This is a genomic window from Sporomusaceae bacterium ACPt, assembly GCA_041428575.1.
In the GTDB taxonomy this organism is placed as follows: domain Bacteria; phylum Bacillota; class Negativicutes; order Sporomusales; family Sporomusaceae; genus Sporomusa_D; species Sporomusa_D carbonis.
In genome coordinates, this window is sequence record CP155570.1 from 3,418,391 (window position 1) to 3,436,378 (window position 17,988).

18 protein-coding genes are annotated in these 17,988 nt (G+C 43.2%); 7 read left to right on the forward strand and 11 right to left on the reverse strand.

Annotated features, from left to right (window positions below; genetic code table 11):
* Window positions 1-92: 92 nt before the first annotated feature.
* The 4 genes from SCACP_RS17640 to SCACP_RS17655 all read right to left on the reverse strand — a co-directional run bounded on the left by SCACP_RS17640 (window position 93) and on the right by SCACP_RS17655 (window position 4,762).
* A complete protein-coding gene (locus SCACP_RS17640; protein WP_425058804.1) occupies window positions 93-734 on the reverse strand; it encodes an ABC transporter permease in 642 nt (213 codons plus the stop codon).
* A complete protein-coding gene (locus SCACP_RS17645; protein ID WP_425058805.1) occupies window positions 735-1,868 on the reverse strand; it encodes a betaine/proline/choline family ABC transporter ATP-binding protein in 1,134 nt (377 codons plus the stop codon).
* A 49-nt stretch (window positions 1,869-1,917) separates the two neighbouring features.
* The gene (locus tag SCACP_RS17650) at window positions 1,918-2,568 is read right to left on the reverse strand and encodes an ABC transporter permease (RefSeq protein ID WP_425058806.1); all 651 of its coding nucleotides are present in this window, start codon (window positions 2,566-2,568) and stop codon (window positions 1,918-1,920) included.
* Between the two features lie 517 nt (window positions 2,569-3,085).
* Window positions 3,086-4,762, reverse strand: coding sequence for a sigma-54 interaction domain-containing protein (locus SCACP_RS17655; protein ID WP_425058807.1), 1,677 nt, complete (start codon window positions 4,760-4,762; stop codon window positions 3,086-3,088).
* A gap of 549 nt (window positions 4,763-5,311) precedes the next feature.
* On the opposite strand from SCACP_RS17655, the gene SCACP_RS17660 reads away from it, so the two are divergent.
* Complete coding sequence (locus SCACP_RS17660; RefSeq protein ID WP_425058808.1) at window positions 5,312-5,548, forward strand: PEP-utilizing enzyme; 237 nt, start codon at window positions 5,312-5,314, stop codon at window positions 5,546-5,548.
* A gap of 64 nt (window positions 5,549-5,612) precedes the next feature.
* Here the strand turns inward: SCACP_RS17660 and SCACP_RS17665 are convergent, their stop codons facing one another.
* From SCACP_RS17665 to SCACP_RS17675, 3 genes are all read right to left on the reverse strand, one after another.
* On the reverse strand, window positions 5,613-6,167 hold the full coding sequence (locus SCACP_RS17665) for a flavodoxin family protein (protein WP_425061437.1): 555 nt from the start codon (window positions 6,165-6,167) through the stop codon (window positions 5,613-5,615).
* Between the two features lie 222 nt (window positions 6,168-6,389).
* A complete protein-coding gene (locus SCACP_RS17670) occupies window positions 6,390-6,596 on the reverse strand; it encodes a hypothetical protein (RefSeq protein WP_425058809.1) in 207 nt (68 codons plus the stop codon).
* A 165-nt stretch (window positions 6,597-6,761) separates the two neighbouring features.
* Window positions 6,762-7,049, reverse strand: a complete 288-nt coding sequence (locus SCACP_RS17675) for a hypothetical protein (protein ID WP_425058810.1) — start codon at window positions 7,047-7,049, stop codon at window positions 6,762-6,764.
* Between the two features lie 276 nt (window positions 7,050-7,325).
* Here SCACP_RS17675 and SCACP_RS17680 point away from each other — a divergent pair, with 276 nt between their 5' ends.
* Genes SCACP_RS17680 through SCACP_RS17695 form a run of 4 tightly spaced genes read left to right on the forward strand, consistent with a single transcriptional unit; the run spans window position 7,326 to window position 10,228 of the window.
* Window positions 7,326-8,051, forward strand: coding sequence for an amino acid ABC transporter ATP-binding protein (locus SCACP_RS17680; protein WP_425058811.1), 726 nt, complete (start codon window positions 7,326-7,328; stop codon window positions 8,049-8,051).
* Between the two features lie 31 nt (window positions 8,052-8,082).
* On the forward strand, window positions 8,083-8,907 hold the full coding sequence (locus SCACP_RS17685; protein ID WP_425058812.1) for a transporter substrate-binding domain-containing protein: 825 nt from the start codon (window positions 8,083-8,085) through the stop codon (window positions 8,905-8,907).
* Entirely contained in the window at window positions 8,907-9,581 is a 675-nt protein-coding gene (locus SCACP_RS17690; protein ID WP_425058813.1) for an amino acid ABC transporter permease, read from the forward strand. Before SCACP_RS17685 ends, SCACP_RS17690 begins: the two co-directional genes overlap by 1 nt.
* On the forward strand, window positions 9,578-10,228 hold the full coding sequence (locus tag SCACP_RS17695; protein ID WP_425058814.1) for an amino acid ABC transporter permease: 651 nt from the start codon (window positions 9,578-9,580) through the stop codon (window positions 10,226-10,228). The genes SCACP_RS17690 and SCACP_RS17695 overlap by 4 nt, the downstream gene beginning before the upstream one ends.
* A gap of 372 nt (window positions 10,229-10,600) precedes the next feature.
* Here the strand turns inward: SCACP_RS17695 and SCACP_RS17700 are convergent, their stop codons facing one another.
* The 3 genes from SCACP_RS17700 to SCACP_RS17710 are packed head-to-tail and all read right to left on the reverse strand — an operon-like array spanning window position 10,601 to window position 15,189.
* The gene (locus SCACP_RS17700) at window positions 10,601-11,674 is read right to left on the reverse strand and encodes a response regulator (protein WP_425058816.1); all 1,074 of its coding nucleotides are present in this window, start codon (window positions 11,672-11,674) and stop codon (window positions 10,601-10,603) included.
* Between the two features lie 52 nt (window positions 11,675-11,726).
* Entirely contained in the window at window positions 11,727-12,902 is a 1,176-nt protein-coding gene (locus tag SCACP_RS17705; protein ID WP_425061438.1) for an HDOD domain-containing protein, read from the reverse strand.
* Between the two features lie 46 nt (window positions 12,903-12,948).
* Window positions 12,949-15,189, reverse strand: a complete 2,241-nt coding sequence (locus SCACP_RS17710) for a cache domain-containing protein (RefSeq protein WP_425058817.1) — start codon at window positions 15,187-15,189, stop codon at window positions 12,949-12,951.
* 487 nt (window positions 15,190-15,676) lie between these two features.
* On the opposite strand from SCACP_RS17710, the gene SCACP_RS17715 reads away from it, so the two are divergent.
* Window positions 15,677-16,573 (forward strand): DMT family transporter, encoded by an 897-nt coding sequence (locus SCACP_RS17715; protein ID WP_425058818.1) that lies wholly within the window; start codon window positions 15,677-15,679, stop codon window positions 16,571-16,573.
* Between the two features lie 10 nt (window positions 16,574-16,583).
* Here the strand turns inward: SCACP_RS17715 and SCACP_RS17720 are convergent, their stop codons facing one another.
* Window positions 16,584-17,195 carry an HD-GYP domain-containing protein gene (locus tag SCACP_RS17720; RefSeq protein ID WP_425058819.1) on the reverse strand — a complete coding sequence of 204 codons (612 nt, stop codon included), beginning with the start codon at window positions 17,193-17,195 and terminating at the stop codon, window positions 16,584-16,586.
* Window positions 17,196-17,404: 209 nt separating this feature from the next.
* Here SCACP_RS17720 and SCACP_RS17725 point away from each other — a divergent pair, with 209 nt between their 5' ends.
* Window positions 17,405-17,953: a site-specific integrase gene (locus SCACP_RS17725; protein WP_425058821.1), complete on the forward strand. Its 549-nt coding sequence runs from the start codon at window positions 17,405-17,407 to the stop codon at window positions 17,951-17,953.
* The last annotated feature ends 35 nt before the right edge of the window (window positions 17,954-17,988 follow it).

A 17,988-nucleotide genomic window follows, 5' to 3' on the forward strand; every position in this document is an offset into this window, starting at 1 on the left:
TCTCCCTCGCATAATAATATTTTTGTAATCTCCATGCAGCAAATTGAACCCTTATTTTTTTCATCATCCTCCTGGCAAAAGTTTTTTATAGACTACACCCCATATCCTGGCGGAGTCATCCGGTGTTCAACATATCCCAGCATTCTGTCCAGAAATATAGCCAGCAAAGCCCCCATGCCGGCCCCAACAATGAGGAATTCAGGCCACAACATGTTTAAGCCGCTTAATATGATATCGCCCAAACCGCCGCCCCCGATGTAAGCAGCCAAAGTACCGGCACTAACCACATACACGGTAGATGTCCTTACCCCTGCCAAGATGATCGGCATGGCCAACGGCAGTTCAACTTCGTACAGCACTTTTTTCTCAGACATCCCCATGCCTTTCGCTGCCTCTTTGATATCAGGGTTTACCTCGGCTAAACCGACAATGGTATTCCTGGCAATAGGCAACAAGCCTTGGACAACTAAAGCGACAATCGTAGGTTTAAAACCCAGCCCCAGGACCGGCATGGCCAGGGCGACAATGGCCAAACCGGGAATGGTCTGCAGCAGGTTAAGGATGTTTAAAATAACAACCCCATATTTTTTATACTTAGGTCTGGTTAAAAGCACTCCTATCGGAACAGAAATGGCAATGGCAATCGCAATAGTAATCAGAACCATTAAAATATGGGTGGCTAATGCTGCCGGAACTCTATGAACAAGTGCTTCTTGAAAACGCCCCCAAACCACTTATTCGCCCCCTTTTCTGCTAGAGTGCTGTCTAATATCACTCAGAGTAATCATGCCTACCGGCTCGTTCCTGTCGAAAACGCCGAGATAGTCTGTGTTTAGTTCTAACATCAGCGACAGCGCATCCCGCAACAAAAATGTTTCTTGCACAACGGCTTGTTTTTGGTTTAGGGCCATTGCCTGCACTTTTTCCGGAGAAACCGATTTGCCTGTCAGTTTTTCCTTATTGGCAATTTCGGCGGCAGTAATAAAGCCGTCCCATTCACCGGCCGCATTGGTGATAAAACAGACCTCGGCTTTAGCATCGTTCATTTTCCGGCAGATATCAGCTAATTCGGCATAACTGGCAATACACATGTGCCGCCGGGTTAACTCTTTCACCTGAAATAAACTTAATTTCTTTACAACCCGGTCATAACCGATAAAATCTCTGACAAAGTCATTAGCAGGCCGGGTCAGAATTTCTTGCGGTGTTCCATGTTGAACCAATTTTCCCTGATTGAAAATGGCAATTTTGTCACCCATCTTAATGGCTTCATTGATGTCATGGGTTACAAAACAAATGGTCTTTTTCATTTCTTTCTGCAGCCGCAAAAACTCGTCTTGGAGATAGTTCCGGGCGATAGGGTCAACAGCGCCAAACGGCTCATCCATCAGCATGACCGGGGGATCAACCGCCATGGCTCTGGCTACCCCGATTCTTTGCATTTGACCCCCGCTGAGTTGCGACGGATACTTGTTCCTGGTCATTTCCGGGTCTAGGCCAATTAATCGCAGCAGTTCGTCAACCCGCTCATTTATTTTCTCTTTGGGCCAACCGTATAAGCGCGGTACTATGGCAATGTTCTCGGCAACCGTCCGGTGGGGTAACAGACCGATCTGTTGAATAACGTAGCCAATACCCATCCGGAGTTTGTTAGGGTCCTCCTCTTTCACATCTTTACCATTGATGCGGATAGTCCCTGAACTCGGTTCGATCATTCGGTTAATCATGCGCAAAGTGGTACTCTTGCCACAGCCGGAGGGACCAAGGAACGTGCAGGTTTCCCCTTTTTCGATAGTAAGGGAAAGGCGGTCAACAGCCGGAGCAACCTGACCCTTATACAATTTTGTTACTTCTTTTAACTCAATCACATTGAACTCTCCTCATTGGCGTATGCCCGGAAGGGGCCGCACCGGCAACCTAACCGCGGCGGACCCTAAGTCCCCGGGGCACAATTCTTTTTTCAAATTTCCCCAAAATACTGTCCATGGCTATGGCCATAATCGCAATAAGCAAAGCGCCGACTACAATCATCTCTACATTGAACCGGGTTAAACCTTCGGCAATGAGGCGCCCCAAATTTCTTTCACCGATGTAGGTGGCAATTGCTGCTATCCCGGTGGTCATGACTACCGTAATCCGGAAACCGGCAAAAATAACGGGAGCAGCCAAGGGAAGTTCAATTTCCCAGAGAATTTGCCAGGAACTCATTCCCATGCCTTTGGCAGCTTCAATGACATTTTTGTCGACAGCCTTAATCCCCTGGTAAACATTCCTTACCAACGGCATCATCGCATACAACACCAGCGCAACTAAGGCTGACCGCCGGCCTAACCCCAAAAAAGGCACGGTTATTAAAATTGCAAACAGCGACAAGCTTGGTATGCAAAAGATTGTGTTGGCAATGCCTATCACCCGGTTGGCCCATTTTTCGTTTTTGGTAATTACCATTCCCAGCGGAATCCAAAGTAAAAGAGAAATTCCAACCGCCCAGAGGACAAGGGAAAAATGGGTTTGGGTATAGTCCAAAACCGTTGAAATGTTTTTTTGCAGGTATTTGATGTAATCCAAATTCTCACCACCTTTTTTCACTATATCCAGGCGAATCGCCCCCACAGACCTGTACCCGAATTTTATAAGACTAAACTAATATAAAATTCGCATCGCCCTCCTTCTTTGACAGTACGGAGTTCCTATCTTATTCCACTAAAAAAAGGGACTATAAATGTATACCATTTATAGCCCCTTTGCTAATTGAAATGGAATCTTTGCTTATTTCGCGCTGCCGCTGGCGCGCTATGCCATTCCTTGATTTTGATTATATTACTATTGCAAATATCATGCCAACTTTGCATGATGCACTGCAATTTTTTTATCAGAAATTAAGTCCATATTTGCATTTATGTCCATTAATAATAGATTTTTCTCTCTATTGTCCTTTAAAGTAGGTATTTTCGAATATTCATCATATTATTTTTTTATGAAATTGGATATGTAAAGTATAAATAATGCGAGAAATGCGAAATAAACAGCAAAATGATTTTGCATGCAAAATCATTTTGCTGTTTACTATCCAGCCACTTTGCTCTTATTGGGTTGTTTTAAATCCATACTTTTTTATCCGGTACTGCAGGCTTTGCCTTTTTATGCCCAGAACTTGCGCCGTCTTGCTGACATTGTACTTACAATGCTTTAAAGTGTTTTCAATGACTTTCTTTTCATACTCGGCCATGAGCTGCTCCAATGTTTCAAAGTGCAAAGCCGTTTTGCACTCCGGTCCAAGTATGGCAGAAGGCTCTTGCCGCCTTTCCTGCAAATATTTGGGAAGATGAAATAATTCGATGCGATTCCCGGTCATAATGTTAAAGGCATATTCAAGCACATGCAGCAGTTCCCGGACATTACCAGGCCAATCATAGGATTTGAACGTGTTTATAACTTCACCGGACGCACCCTTAACCTGCTTCGAGTATCGATACGATAATTTTTCGATGAAATAATGAGTCAACCGTTCAATATCGTCCAGCCGCTGTCTGAGCGGAGGAATATTCACGGTAACGGTATTAATCCGGTAATATAAATCTCTTCTTAACTTATTATTTTCAACACAAAACAATGGGTCTTCATTCGTGGAGGACAAAATCCGGACATCACATTCAATATCGCGTAAGCCGCCCACTCTCCTGAATTTTTTTTCTTGCAGTACCCGCAGCAGTTTGGATTGTACATGCAAATCCATGGAGTTAATCTCATCTAAAAACAGCGTACCGCCCTCGGCTTGTTCAAATAACCCCATCCGGTCGGAACTTCCGGTAAAAGTACCCCTTTCGGTACCAAATAAAATCCCCTCGATCAGACTCTCCGGAATAGCGGCGCAATTGACCGCCACAAACTCCTTGTTCTTTCTATTGCTGGCTGAATGAATACTCTGGGCAAATAATTCTTTGCCGGTGCCTGTCTCTCCATAAATCAGCACGGCACAATCCCGTAACGCAACATTTCGCGATAGATTAACGGCTTCTACAAAACCTTCGTTTTCACCAATCAAATCACTGAAAGTATAATATTTAAGAGTATAATAATTTTTCTGTTTTCGGGAACGCCGATCGACTTCCCGTTCTGACAAATACTTTTCAAACACATTGGCCTTGGTCCAGTATTGTTCAAGAATGGATACGTCCTGTACCAACACCATGGCGCCGATCAGCTGGTTATCTATGAATAAGGGATAGCCTGAATTCATTGTGGTAATCATTTCACCGTTCTTATTTTTAAAATAATCGCACCGGTTCATAACCGGTACTTTATTTTTGATGGTATTTAAAATGGTGCTGTAATCTTCATTAAGCTCATAAATATCCAGCAGATGCTTGCCAATGATTTTGGTCCTGTCCATTTTTTCAATGCGTTCACTTTCTTTGTTACAAAACAGCAGATATCCGTTCCGGTCAAACACCTGAAGGCCTTCGGAAATACAGTCCATCGCCTCTTCATAGATTTTACTGTTGTTTGTACCCCCTGTCATAAAAAGGATAAAGCCGCTTCCCATGACGTTTTCACTCTTGGTAAACCAGAACGGAGTTCCTTTCCAATTAGCGTAACCACTGTTTGAATTCAACTCAATATCAAGAAAACTTGTAATGGGTTTTCCGATATATTCGCTCCACATTCCCTGAAAGTTGTCCGTACCGGTAGGGCTTCTGAATTCAAAATGCTGCACAACGTTATTGTCGTCTAAAAAGCAAATAATATCACAGGCAAACACGTTATCCCCCCAGTCATAACAACGCTAACTACACCTTATCTACTCACTAAACGGTTATTTCGCCGTTTACCGGGAAAAACCCTTCGGGATTCGTTAGACCGACCCTAGGGGATTTAGCCGATACCGTGCGTGACCATCCGGCAGTGATTGAATATCTGAAGCAGGCGGCGGGCGATACCTTTGGGAGCACCCCAAGTATTTTATTGTCCAGAATCTGGATATTGTCAAGCAGGCAATTCTGGCAGAGGCCGCTAAGCTGATTGCGGACAGAGTCCTTGAACACCCCGAAGATATTTTTTGGTTGTCGCTGCAGGAAATTAAAGAGACAATCGAAACCCAACAGTTAGACCGCAGTGTCATTATGGCGCGCCAAGAAAAATTTAAACATGCGAGAAGTTAACTCCCCCCCGCGCTATAACCAGCGAGGGAGAAATCATTACCGCCAAACCGGGAGCTCATGTACCACCAGGCGCTTTGGCGGGAAGTCCCGTATCAGCCGGAGTGGTCGAGGGCCGTGCCCGCGTTATTTTGCAGTTGGAAGAGGCTATAATGGATAAAGGAGACATATTGGTCGCACCTTATACCGATCCGGGCTGGACGCCGTTGTTCCCGCTCGCGGCCGGTCTGGTGACCGAAGTCGGCGGTCTGCTGACCCATGGTGCCGCTGTGGCCTGTGAATATGGCATCCCTGCAGTAGTTGGGGTTGACGGCGCAACCCCAATAATCCGGGACGGCCAGAAAATACGCGTGGGCGGTGCGCAAGGATTTGTAGAACTCCTGGAATAGTCCGCTACTATGTAAAAAACCCGCGATTTCGCGGGTTTTTTACTATTAGGCTGGCATCTCCTGCCTACTCTACCAGTGCTTTTCCTGTTTGAAACGCTTTTGCCATAAGATCGGCATTACTACAGGAAGTTTGGGGATCATTAGCACTCGCCGTTATAATTGTATCCACAACATTCAGTCCCATGATTTTCAGCACAGTTGCATTAGCCTCAAACGATGCTTTGAAAGCATCAGGATCAGGGTTCCCTTGCGCATAAACCATAACAGTTTTTTTCGTACCGAATCTCGGGTTAAAATTAGCATCCATAAGCGGAAACAGTCTGTCCAACAAGAGCTTAGTCTGAGCTGTAACCTGAAACATATACACAGGTGAACCGATAATAACCGCCCCGGCTTGCTTTATATCTTCATACACTGCTTGCATATCATCTTTTATCGCACAGTTTTCTACCCCGCGACAGTAAAAACAACTCTGGCAGGGTTTTATATTCATATCATGAAGACGATAAATCTTGACCCCGGACCCTGCCGCTTTTGCTCCTTTAGCCATTTCCTCTACCAAGGTTGAGGTATTGCCATTTTTTCTCGGACTCCCGATAAAAGCTACCACTTTTTTCATCACGGACCATCATCCTTCCAAATTATTCTTTTAAAATTTATAGAAATATATGAAATCCAATAAAGATTTTTTTCTAGGCGTGTTGTTAGTAACGCTCCACCGCCGGCGCTTGACTTACGCTTATACTAACAACACGCCTGTACATCTTTATTGGATACTATATAGAATGACAACGCAATGACAAAATGGTGTTTTCAAACCACTAGGTATTTAAATTTCAAGTTATAATATTTCATTCGAAGTTATTTGCACAGAGTAGTCGCCTTTTGCCGTGCGTTTGATAACACCTTTCTTCCCTGCGCCGTCATCTACCGTTATTGCCTGCAAATTGTGCTGCATCATAAAGTCTAGAACATTTTGCTTTATGAATGCCTCCCAACTCGACTTTTTCACATTTTCATCATTCTCCACTAAAATATCTGTTGCCACAAAACATCCCTCCAAAATAACTACTATGATTAGTCCATATAATTAATTATTTCGCCAATTTCCTGAAAAAACCTTTATACAGTTCAACAATTACGTCAAAGGTTTTTAGGGGTCAGGCCTTGCGTTTTGCATAATAATGCAAAAACGCAAGGCCTGACCCCGTGATTACCGGCTGGCTTTTGCCATTTCGTCCCAGAGGCGTTCGGTAATAAACAGGCGGTTAGGCAACCCTGTTAAAGTATCATGATAAGCCAACGCCCGAAACTTCATCTCACTTTGTTGCAGCGCTTCTGTTTTGCTTTCTATGTCCTCCAGCAGTTGATTAAAACCGCTAAGTAATTGCTCGGCCTCCAAACCTTTGCGATACCCTATTAATGATATTCGCTCTCTGGCATCGAAACGCCGGTTAAGACGGGTAAAGGTTTCACCCAGTAGTTGATAACTGCTGAACATGGGGTACCTTCTAACTAAGCAATCCAATTCCCCTAGGCCATGAAATAATTGGTGCTTTAATTGAAATTACTGATATAAAGTATTTCCCTGCGATACAACAAGACCCTAATAGTCTGCAAATATTATACTTTTTATTATCTTTTTCTTGATTTTGCTAGGACTGGGATATATAATTTAAATAACAGCATAGCTGGGCAAAGACGCTCAATCCAAACATGGATTTGAGTGTCTTTTTTTATCGCTAATTTTTTATCATAATGAGAAAGGAGGAATAGTTTGATTACATTAGAAAAAGTAAACAAATTTTTCGGGCACAACCATGTGCTAAAAGACATTGATTTGACTGTCAAAACCGGTGAAAAACTTGTTGTTATCGGGCCAAGTGGTTCCGGCAAAAGCACGATGATCCGGTGTATGAATTTGTTGGAACGGCCAAACAGCGGCAGAGTAATCGTTGATGGTGTAGATATCACCTCCCCCAACGCGCCGGTAAACCAAATACGTCAGTCGGCAGCCATGGTTTTCCAGCAATTTAATCTCTATCCGCACAAAACAGTATTAGAAAACTTAACTCTGGCTCCCATCCTTGTTAAAGGGGTCAGGAAGGAAGAAGCTGAGGAAACCGGCATGGCCTTTCTTGAGCGAGTAGGGTTAAAAGAAAAAGCCTCGGCCTATCCTGCTCAGTTATCAGGTGGTCAACAACAACGTGTCGCTATTGCCAGAGCACTAAACATGCATCCCAAAATTATGCTATTTGATGAACCTACCTCGGCCTTAGACCCGGAAATGATCAATGAGGTCCTGGATGTTATGGTTGACCTAGCTAATGAAGGCATCACCATGGTTGTTGTAACCCATGAAATGGGTTTTGCCCGGAGGGTTGCCGACAGAGTCATATTTATGGACGAGGGTCAGATTATGGAACAGGGAACACCTGAACATTTTTTCCTCAACCCTGAGCATGACCGGACCAAACTGTTTTTAAGCCGTATTTTACATTGATTATTACTATAAAAAATGGAGGAATGGAATCATGAAGATTATGAAAAAATCCATGTTGGTTTCTCTCGTTATCTTGTTGGCTTTCACCATGCTCCTTGCCGGCTGTGGTGGTTCGGAAACCAAACCGGCCGCAAATAAAGATGCAGCACCGCCTGACATTCAGGCAATTAAAGACCGTGGTGTGCTTAAAGCCGGTGTTAAAATTGATGTCCCCAAATTCGGTTATAAAGATCCCCAAACAGGCAAAATTGAAGGCTTTGAAATTGATCTTGCAAAAGCTTTGGCTAAGAAAATACTCGGTGATGAGAATAAAATCGAACTCACTGCTACAACAGCCAAAACCCGCGGACCGCTGCTTGACAATGGCGATGTTGATGTTGTACTTGCCACCTTCACGATCACCGAAGAACGGAAAAACAGCTATAACTTCAGCGACCCCTACTTTACCGACGGTGTAGGGCTGATGGTAAAAAAATCATCCGGCATCAAAGAATTTAAAGATTTAAACGGCAAAAAGATCGGCGTTGCCCAAAGTGCTACTTCCCGAAAAGCACTGCAGGAAGAAGCCGATAAACAGGGAATTAAGGTAACCTTCCTTGAGTTCGGCACTTACCCGGAAATTAAAGCCGCTTTGGATTCTGGCCGTGTGGATTGCTTCAGCGTTGACGGCGCTATCCTCTTTGGCTATCTGGACGATTCAACAGTCATCCTGCCTGACCGCTTTAGTCCGCAGCAATATGGCGCTGCTTCCAAAAAGTCCAATACGGCTTTGGCTAAGTTGATTAACGACACGTTTAACGATATGAAAAAATCCGGTGAAATTGATAAACTTCTGGCAAAGTGGGGACTTAAATAGTGTCGTCAGGACCTTTCGCCGGGTTTAAGTGGCTGGCGCTATTTCACGATTGGACAGTTTTTGCTGAGGGATTTATCACAACACTTCTGGTAGCTGTTTTAGGCTTGGCTGTTGCGCTCACCCTCGGCATCCTATTCGGCATACTGGGCACCGCCCCCGGGCGCGTGTTTCGCATAATCAACCGGATTTACGTCGAATTTATTCAAAATACTCCTCTGGTCATACAAGTCATTTTTCTGTATCACGGCTTGCCCCATCTGGGCATCATGCTTCCTGTATTCTCTATTGGCGTACTTGGCGTAGGCGTGTATCACGGCGCCTATGTCGCGGAGGCCATCAGAGCCGGATTGCAGGCTGTCCCTCGCGGGCAACTGGAGTCAGCTTATTCTCAGGGGTTTACCTATTGGCAAGCCATGCGCTACGTAATCTTGCCCCAGGCAAAACGCGTCATCTATCCGCCTGTAACCAATCAGGCTGTAAACCTTATAAAGAATACCTCGGTTATGGCTATGGTTGCCGGCGGCGATCTCATGTATCATGCCGACTCCTGGTCCAGCAGCAATCTGTATTACGGACCGGCCTATGTCGTCACAGGACTCCTTTATCTCTCCCTTTGCTATCCGCTGGCTAAATTAGCCCGGCGAATGGAAAGGAAACTGGAGGTCTCCTTATGATCCAGGATCTCTTAAAACCCGAAATAGTCTTGTTTCTTCTTGACGGACTGTATATTACGCTAAAAATATCCGTGGTATCAATCCTCCTCAGTTTATTGTTCGGGACTATACTGGGGATAGCCCAATACTCCCGGCACCCGCTCTATAGTAGAATAGCAACCCTATATATTGACGCCATCCGCAATACCCCCCTGTTGCTCTTTATCCTTGCCGCCAGATTTACCACCACTCTCCAGCCGGTCAATTCAGGCATTCTTGCCATGACAATCTTCACTTCGGCGATTATGGCTGAAATTATCCGGGGCGGACTTAACTCAGTACATAAGGGCCAGTGGGAAGCCGCCCGTTCTCAGGGTTTTACTTATTACCAGACACTCATTCACATTGTCCTGCCGCAAGCGTTCCGTAATATGATCCCGCCCTTGTTATCTCAATTCACTACTGTTATCAAAGACACTTCATTTGTTTGGGCAGTTGGTGTTGAGGAACTGACAGGAAAAGGCATGATTATCATGGGTAAATACGGTTCGACCACACAAGTATTTGCCATCTTTGCTGCCATTGCCGCGTTATACTTTGTGGTAAATTATTCGCTCTCTGTTATTGCCCGCAGCCAACAAAAACGTTTAGCGGCAAGGAGTTATTAGAACAAGTATGCCAAAAGCGATAAAGGCACTATTGCCATTCCGGCAATGGTGCCTCAGACTGTAGAAAAAGTCTACGGGGGAAGATTGCCACGTCGCTACGATGCCGTAATGCCTAACTAAGCACGATTCAAATGACTTACTGCTTCGAATATGGTCTCATAGGCAACGGTGCTCGCAATGACCGGAAAGAATACTGTTCCTCTATCGTCATTGCGAACGCAGTGAAGCAATCTCCCTTTTCATTCTTGCTGGCGCCGCTTGAGCAGCATGTGCGTCTCGCAATAACAGAAAAACCAAGGGGGCATCGCGAGCGAAGCGTGGCGATCTTTCTCGTTAAGCTACTTTACACTATAGTTATTTGTATCTGTTAACTTATTTGTTTCTTATGCAAAAATTAGCCGAAAGCGTGATAAGGGAAGAGTTCCAGTTACAATATGTAAATGTTGTCGTAAAGTTATAGGGCTTGCCTAAAAAGTTTAATATTTTGCAATAATAATCAATATTGCTCTTTGTTAAAACTTCATCTTTGTCTATCAAAGTTTTTACCCCGTCCACATACCCGATTTCAATAACATTGCTAACTACAACTTTGTCCGGATAAACTTGTGAAGATAGTTTGCACTGGAAATTACGGGAGGTTTTTGCTGAATTCAAAAACTTAATAATGGCTGCCATCATAAGTAATAATAGTTTGGAGTTTCCGTGGCATAGTAAGCCCGGATCTGTTTGATCAAATAAATGAAATTGGGAACTACCAATTTCATTTATTTGTTTTTGGAGATTTTCTACGAAATCTTTCATCGCAAAGTTATCTAATGGCATAGGCATGCAGCTAATATAATCTTCGATAAGCTGCTGAAATATCGTGAGCTGGTTGTGAATACTTATGGCATCATGCCCGGCTGGATTGTCTTCGCTTGTCAGATAGTCAATTACATTCCAACAAAAATTCTTTATATAATTCATATCCGTTTGTATTGAATATAATTTTTTCTCCATATTATGGAGCATTTTCTTATACGCTGCATTTCTTTGCTGAAGCATCAACTCCAGTTCTTTTTTGTCCTGACGCAAATTATTATATTCAATCGCCTGGGCCAAAGCAGCTAACAAATCTTCTTCTTGCCAGGGCTTGGTAATAAATTTGAATATATCTCCCTGATTGATAGTTGCCAATATCTGGGCTAGCTGTGCATATCCCGAAAGTACGATTCTAACCGTATCAGGATAATCCTGCTTTACAATCTTCAACATTGTCAACCCATCCATCTGTGGCATGCGCATGTCTGTGACCAGTACGTTTACAGGCGTGTCTCGCATGATTGCAAGCGCTTGCTGAGCGCTATTGGCAAATAATGCCTCAAATTCTTGGTCGATAACAGCTCTTTTTAATGCACTTAAAATATTCGCTTCGTCATCGACAAATAAGACAACATTTTTTCTCATAATGCCCCCCTCTTCATTTGTCCTCCGTATTCCCACGATACCCACCCTAAAACTATCTTTGAGGGACCTGCAACAGCTTTTCACAATCACGCTGTGTAATATTTAACAGAGGAAAAACTCGAATATCCAGAGCGTCGACCATGCTGTGAGTTACCGTTTTCCGCGCGTAGTAACTGGCGACATGGACGACAGAGACAGCGATTTTATCCATTACTGCATTATGTAGTGGCTCATGGTAAAATAAAGCACATTCAACAATGGGGTAAGGAAGACCCCACCAATTTAATAGATAGCCCCCCAGTTCCGCGTGGGTTACCCCGATTGTTTCTTTTTCGAATTCCAGCAAGCTTTTTTCCGGCTGTTGCAAACGCTCTTCAACAACCCGCTTATAGATTTCCGGGAAATAATGAAGGCATATTACCAGGCCCAGATTATGAAGTAATCCTGCGGTAGCGAGAGCATCCGGCACTTGTTTTTGCAGTAGTTCCGAGTAGATTTGTGTCATAAAGAAATTAGTCATAGTGGCATAATTGGTTAAACGTGCAATACTAAATGGCGGCACTTTAATGTTGGCGGATTTATACAGGCTGCAGGATAGCACAATGGATTTAACAACCGGCAATCCGAGGTAGGTTATGGCTTGAGCAACCGAGCCTGTTTTCACGTTATAAAAGGCTGAATTTACTATGCGGAGAACAGCTGCCGTTACCGCCGGGTCAGTCTCGATTATCCTGGCAATCGCGCTGGCATCGGCATCGTGGTCAATAAGCTGACAAACGGCATTATATATCCCGGTAACCAGCGACAAATTTTCCAGCCCGTTGGCGAGGTCCAGCAAGATCTGATTCCTGAAAATCTGCCTGGCCTCAAAAATTTGCGCAATCTTTTTCTTGATATCTTCACTATCCCAAGGTTTAAATAGATATAAGTTACTTGATCCATCGATAAGACTATCTAAGATTTCCTGCTCATTCGCATATCCGCTTAAAATTAATCTGGTAGTTCCGGGATACAGGGTTTTTACCTTTTTCAAAAACTGGTGTCCATCCATTCCTGGCATCCGCATATCTGATATGACAATATCAATAGGATAATCCGCAAGAATTTGCAGGCCTGCTGCTCCGCTATTGGCGGTAAACAGCTCGTAATCACTATCGAAAAATAACCGTTCCAGCGCTTTAAGAATGGAGTTTTCATCATCAACAAAGAGAATCCGCTTTTCCGTTATAAACGCCCTCTTTCATGGGATGCTTTTTGATCATTGGCAGCCTATTCTACTGAACAAGCGGTAGTTTAATAATAAAGACAGTGCCTACCCCTACTTCACTAATAAAGGAAATTTCCCCATGATGTTTATTAACGATAATATCGTAAGAAATACTGAGACCCAAACCTGTTCCTTCGCCGACCGGTTTGGTCGTAAAAAACGGATTAAAAATGTCCTTCCTGGCTTCCTCCGGTATGCCGGTCCCGTTATCTTCAATCGAACAGTAGGCAAACCGCTCATCAGCATAAGTTTTTATTGTAATCAATCCAAGCGAATCCAGGCCTTTAGCTTTTATTGCGTGGGTGGCATTCAGAATGATATTGAGTATTACTTGGTTAATCTGACTACCTATCGCTTTAATAGGAGGTATTGGGGTTAAGTCTTGCTGTACTTCAGCAACATATTTTACCTCATTGCGGGCAACAGTTAATGAATTTTTGACACCTTCATTCAAATCGTACTCTTCAAACTGGTTTTTCTGGTCAACCCGGGAAAATAACCGTAGCGCTTTGACGATATTAGCGACCCGGTTGAGCCCCTCGTTGGTTTCCTGAAAGATAGGCTCCAGATCTTCTAAGATATAATCAAGCTTTTTTTGTTTTTCCATGGCGGTAATCTGTACGGCAGTTTGCTGTGCAGACAATATTTTTTCTTCCACCACCTGCTTATGTAACTCCCTGAAAACATTCATCATTTCCAACAATCTACCGATATATTTCTGTAAGGTTTCAAAATTACTCAGAACAAACCCTAACGGATTATTAATTTCATGGGCAACACCTGCGGCCAGTTGTCCTATCCCTGCCAGTTTCTCCTGCTGAACAAGCTGCGACTGGGCACTTTTTAATCCGGCATACGCTTTTCCCAGTTCCTCATTTTTCTGTTCCAATTGTTTTTCAGCCCACTTGCGGTCAGCAATCTCGGTTTGCAGTACCTGGTTGGCTTCCTGCAGTTCCTGATACATCGCGGTAAGCTCCTGGTTCATGGCTGACAGTTCCTGCGTTCTTTGCTCCACTTTTATTTCCAACTCGTCGTAAGCTTGCCGCAGTGCCGCTTCAGAGCGCTTACGCTCGGTAATGTCGCGTACTGCTTCTATGATACCAATTATATTGCCGTCATTGTCAAGCAGGGGAGAAGCAGTAGCCCAGATATATGCGCCGGTATTATTGTATAGTGCCGGTACGAAAACTTCCGAACATAATACGTTGCCTTTTCGTTGAACATAATCATATCTTGCCGCAAGCTCATCATTATCTTGATCGATGAGATCCATAAGGAACGGTCTTGGTTCTCCATAAAAAGGAATTGTACCACAATAGTGATCCTTGCCAATGATATCTGTTTTAGGTACATTTGTCATCTCCTCCATGGCCCGGTTCCAAGCTATAATCTTTTTATCTTTATTGATAATACATGTTGCATCGGGAAGAAACTCGATGATGTCTGCCAACTGTTTATTGGCAGTTTTTAAGCTTTCTTCTCTTTTCCTTAATTGTGTCGTCATGTTGTTAAAAGTGGTTGCGAGCTGGCCGACCTCATCCCCCGCTACACCCGCCAGGTTTACATTTACCGTCAAGTTGCCGGCGGCAATTTGTTCAACCATTCCCGCCATAGTGACTATCGGTCTGGCAATCTTCCTGCCCAAATACCAGCCAACTAAGGAAGATAACAGCAGACTTACCAAAACAACGCCGACAAAGCTGAGGATAAAACCTCGTTCTAATTCATCAGCAAACTGCTTGGAAACTCCCTCGTAAAACATACCAATTACTTGTCCGTTTGCATCCTTTATCGGCGTATAATTTGCATGGTAGTTAATCCCTAAAACCTGTGCTTCACCAAGATAGTTCCGGCCTTTCTTTAGCACTGCATCTGCTACATTGTCGGCAGCCTTAGTGCCGACAGCTCTTCTGCCATCCTGGATTATAGTAGTAGCGACGCGGGTATCATGTAAAAATACAGTAACGGTATTTTTCGTAAGGTTAGCGATTTTATCAACAATTTCGCTATTATCATTTATTTTGACGTTGCCTTTATACAGAATGCCATTCTGGTTTATCCAAGGACCGGGATATAAAAGATCTATTATCTCCAGTGAGGTTTGCGTGTCCGATATAGCCTTTTCCGTAATGGCCAGCGAAAGCTGTTGACGAACATTAATCACTGTTGAAATTCCTATTGCCAAACAAACGGACGCAAGCAATCCAACAATAACAACAACCATTTTGGTTTGCAAATTCAATTTCAAGAACACCACGCCCCTTGCCCTACTTTACTTCTGTCAATCTCACGATTTTTTTATCCATGAACTTCTCTCTATGCCAAACCGGGAAATGTTTTGTACAATATTCGACAAATCTTCTTGCATCCCTTTAGATTAAAAAACCTAATCATTTCCACAAACCGGACTTGCCCAATAAATTATGCTAAATTCAAGCCGACATTTGTGAAAGTAAAATAAGCTGCCACTGTGAGCAGGCAGCTTATTTTACTTTCATCAATCCCTTTTCTGAGGCGGAGAAGCGCTTCCAGCACGTTGTCAGCTACTCACGGGCTTTATCGGAAATTTTAAACCAATCTTCCCGGAAGCTGCAGGGAAAAATCAACTGATACTGCAAATACATATCATGGAAGGATTAAACATTCAAACAGCGAATTAGACTGATAAAATGCAGCAATTAGTAAATTGCGTCATTAGCTCTGATGATGAATGATATTAATCGAGGTGGTAGTCATTGCAAGTACATCTGGCTTTAGCCTTTGTCGCCTTTGTCTGGGGATTGAATCCGCCGATAATGAAAATTGGCCTCATGTATGTAGAGCCTATGCCCTATAATGCCATACGCATGGTGGCGGCTTTAGCGGTTGGCTGGGTAGTGTTAAAACGCATGACGGCCTGGCAAGCGTTGCAGCGGAAAGATTGGACATCCTTAATCGTTTCCAGTCTGGGTTTTTTCTTTTTCCAGATTTTTTTCACCGAAGGCGTACAGATTACTACGGCAGGCAACGCGTCCATCATTCTTGCCTGCCTGCCGGTCAGTGTAGCCATCATTAACCATATTCACCGGTTTGAGCGTACCAGTATGGCTGTGGCTATTGGCATACTGGTTTCTCTTGCCGGCGTGGCAGTTATGGTTGCCGGGACAGGTAAGGAAATCAGCCTTGCGGAAGGACACGTTACCGGAGCGCTGCTGTTACTTACCGCGCAGTTGAGCTACGGTTACTATACAGTCTATTCCCGTCTACTGACAAATATCTATTCACCTTATCAGATCACTGCCTATATACTCCTTATTTCTACCGGGCTCTTCCTATTTATATCATTACCCTCGGTACTGGCGGTTGATTGGCATTCTATACCCTGGCCGGGCTGGGCCAGTATCTTATATTCCGGCCTTTTTCCTCTCTGTCTGGGTAATTGCCTGTGGATATGGGGGGCGGGAATATTAGGCAGTACCAAGGCTTCTCTGTATAATAATTTACCGCCGGTCTTTTCTGTCGCTATCGGCTACTTATTTTTGGGAGAAACTTTTGGCTGGCTGCAATTTGTTGGCGCCATCACTATATTGGCAGGTCTGTATATCACTAGAAGCAAAGGGACTTTATCCCCGCCCAAAGAACACAGTCCTTGAGGCTGTCTCGTTAATTTACCATGCATTCGCCCCGCATCACTTCAAGTGACTGCATCAAAGATATGAAGACATCACTCAGCACAGGGTCAAAATGGGTCCCTTTCCCCTCCTCGATAATTTTTAGCGCTTCGATCGGCGATATTGCTTGGCGATAAGGTCTATCTGATGTGACGGCCTCAAATACATCAGCGATGGTTAAAATTCGCGAAATAAGCGGTATGTTTTGACCTTTCCTTCCTTCCGGATAGCCACTTCCATCAAACTTCTCATGGTGATAAAGAATAGCACTACGAATATTCTTGAATTCGTCAATATGACTTAACATATAAAAACCGTATTCCGAGTGTTTTTTTACAATCTCAAATTCTTCAGGGCTTAGACTTCCGGGCTTATTTAATATTTCTTGAGAAATTTGCAGTTTACCGATATCATGAAGTATTGCAGCATGTGAAATATCTTGAATGATTTGGGGTGCAAGATTAAGTTTCATCGCAAATTTTACTGCTATTTGTTCGACCTTGTAAGAATGTGTAGCTGTATTAAGATCATGATCAACCAGGAGGCTGAAAATAGCTCTTGCCATTCCGCGCGTTTTTAGATTGTATGACGGACCGAAAAACATTTTAACACACCCTCCTCAACCTAAAATTTAATGTAACAAAGTTCACTTTTGTTACATTAAAGTGCATATAAGTTGCACAAAACCTTTGTGAATTTTCAAGTTCTATCAAAACAGTAATAGAGCAATAAAAAGCAACCGTGTTTATTTGAAATTTTTTCAACTTTATGATATCGTTGCCTATAGATTTATTATGTAGTAAGGTGTTTTAAATGGAATGTGTCGAACCAATTCGAAATAAAAAGCAAATTAAGGCTATAAAGCATTACTTAAAAAAACAAAATTTACGCGACTATTTACTTTTCGTTTTAGGTATTAACAGCGGTTTGCGAATTTCAGACTTGCTTTTACTAAAAGTAAGTGATGTTAAAGAAAAAGACAGGGTCGTCATCCGCGAAAAAAAAACCGGCAAGATTAAAGATTTTCCTCTTTCCGATATATGCAAAGTAACGATAAATGAATATCTTTCTACTGTTAATGATCAAAGCGACTGGCTATTTAAAAGTAAAAAAGGTGATCGGCCTATTACTCGGGTACAAGCTTACAGAATTATCAATAGGGCCGCACGTGCTATTGGCATGACAGAAGCTATAGGCACCCATACCCTGCGCAAAACTTTCGGCTATTGGGCTTATCAGAGTGGAGTAGACGTAATTAAAATACAAAAACTGCTGAACCACTCAGCTCCTAGCGTAACATTGGCTTATATTGGAATAACGAAAGATGAACTGGATAGTATCTATATAAACCTGAATTTATAAATTTGTTATCAAAATAACTAAATATTATTATGAAA

Coding starts and splice junctions, on each gene's coding strand:
- SCACP_RS17660 (WP_425058808.1), top strand. CDS start 5,312: ATGGATAAAGGAGACATATTGGTCGCACCTTATACCGATCCGGGCTGG.
- SCACP_RS17665 (WP_425061437.1), bottom strand. CDS start 6,167: ATGAAAAAAGTGGTAGCTTTTATCGGGAGTCCGAGAAAAAATGGCAAT.
- SCACP_RS17675 (WP_425058810.1), bottom strand. CDS start 7,049: ATGTTCAGCAGTTATCAACTACTGGGTGAAACCTTTACCCGTCTTAAC.
- SCACP_RS17685 (WP_425058812.1), top strand. CDS start 8,083: ATGAAGATTATGAAAAAATCCATGTTGGTTTCTCTCGTTATCTTGTTG.
- SCACP_RS17695 (WP_425058814.1), top strand. CDS start 9,578: ATGATCCAGGATCTCTTAAAACCCGAAATAGTCTTGTTTCTTCTTGAC.
- SCACP_RS17700 (WP_425058816.1), bottom strand. CDS start 11,674: ATGAGAAAAAATGTTGTCTTATTTGTCGATGACGAAGCGAATATTTTA.
- SCACP_RS17720 (WP_425058819.1), bottom strand. CDS start 17,195: ATGTTTTTCGGTCCGTCATACAATCTAAAAACGCGCGGAATGGCAAGA.
- SCACP_RS17725 (WP_425058821.1), top strand. CDS start 17,405: ATGGAATGTGTCGAACCAATTCGAAATAAAAAGCAAATTAAGGCTATA.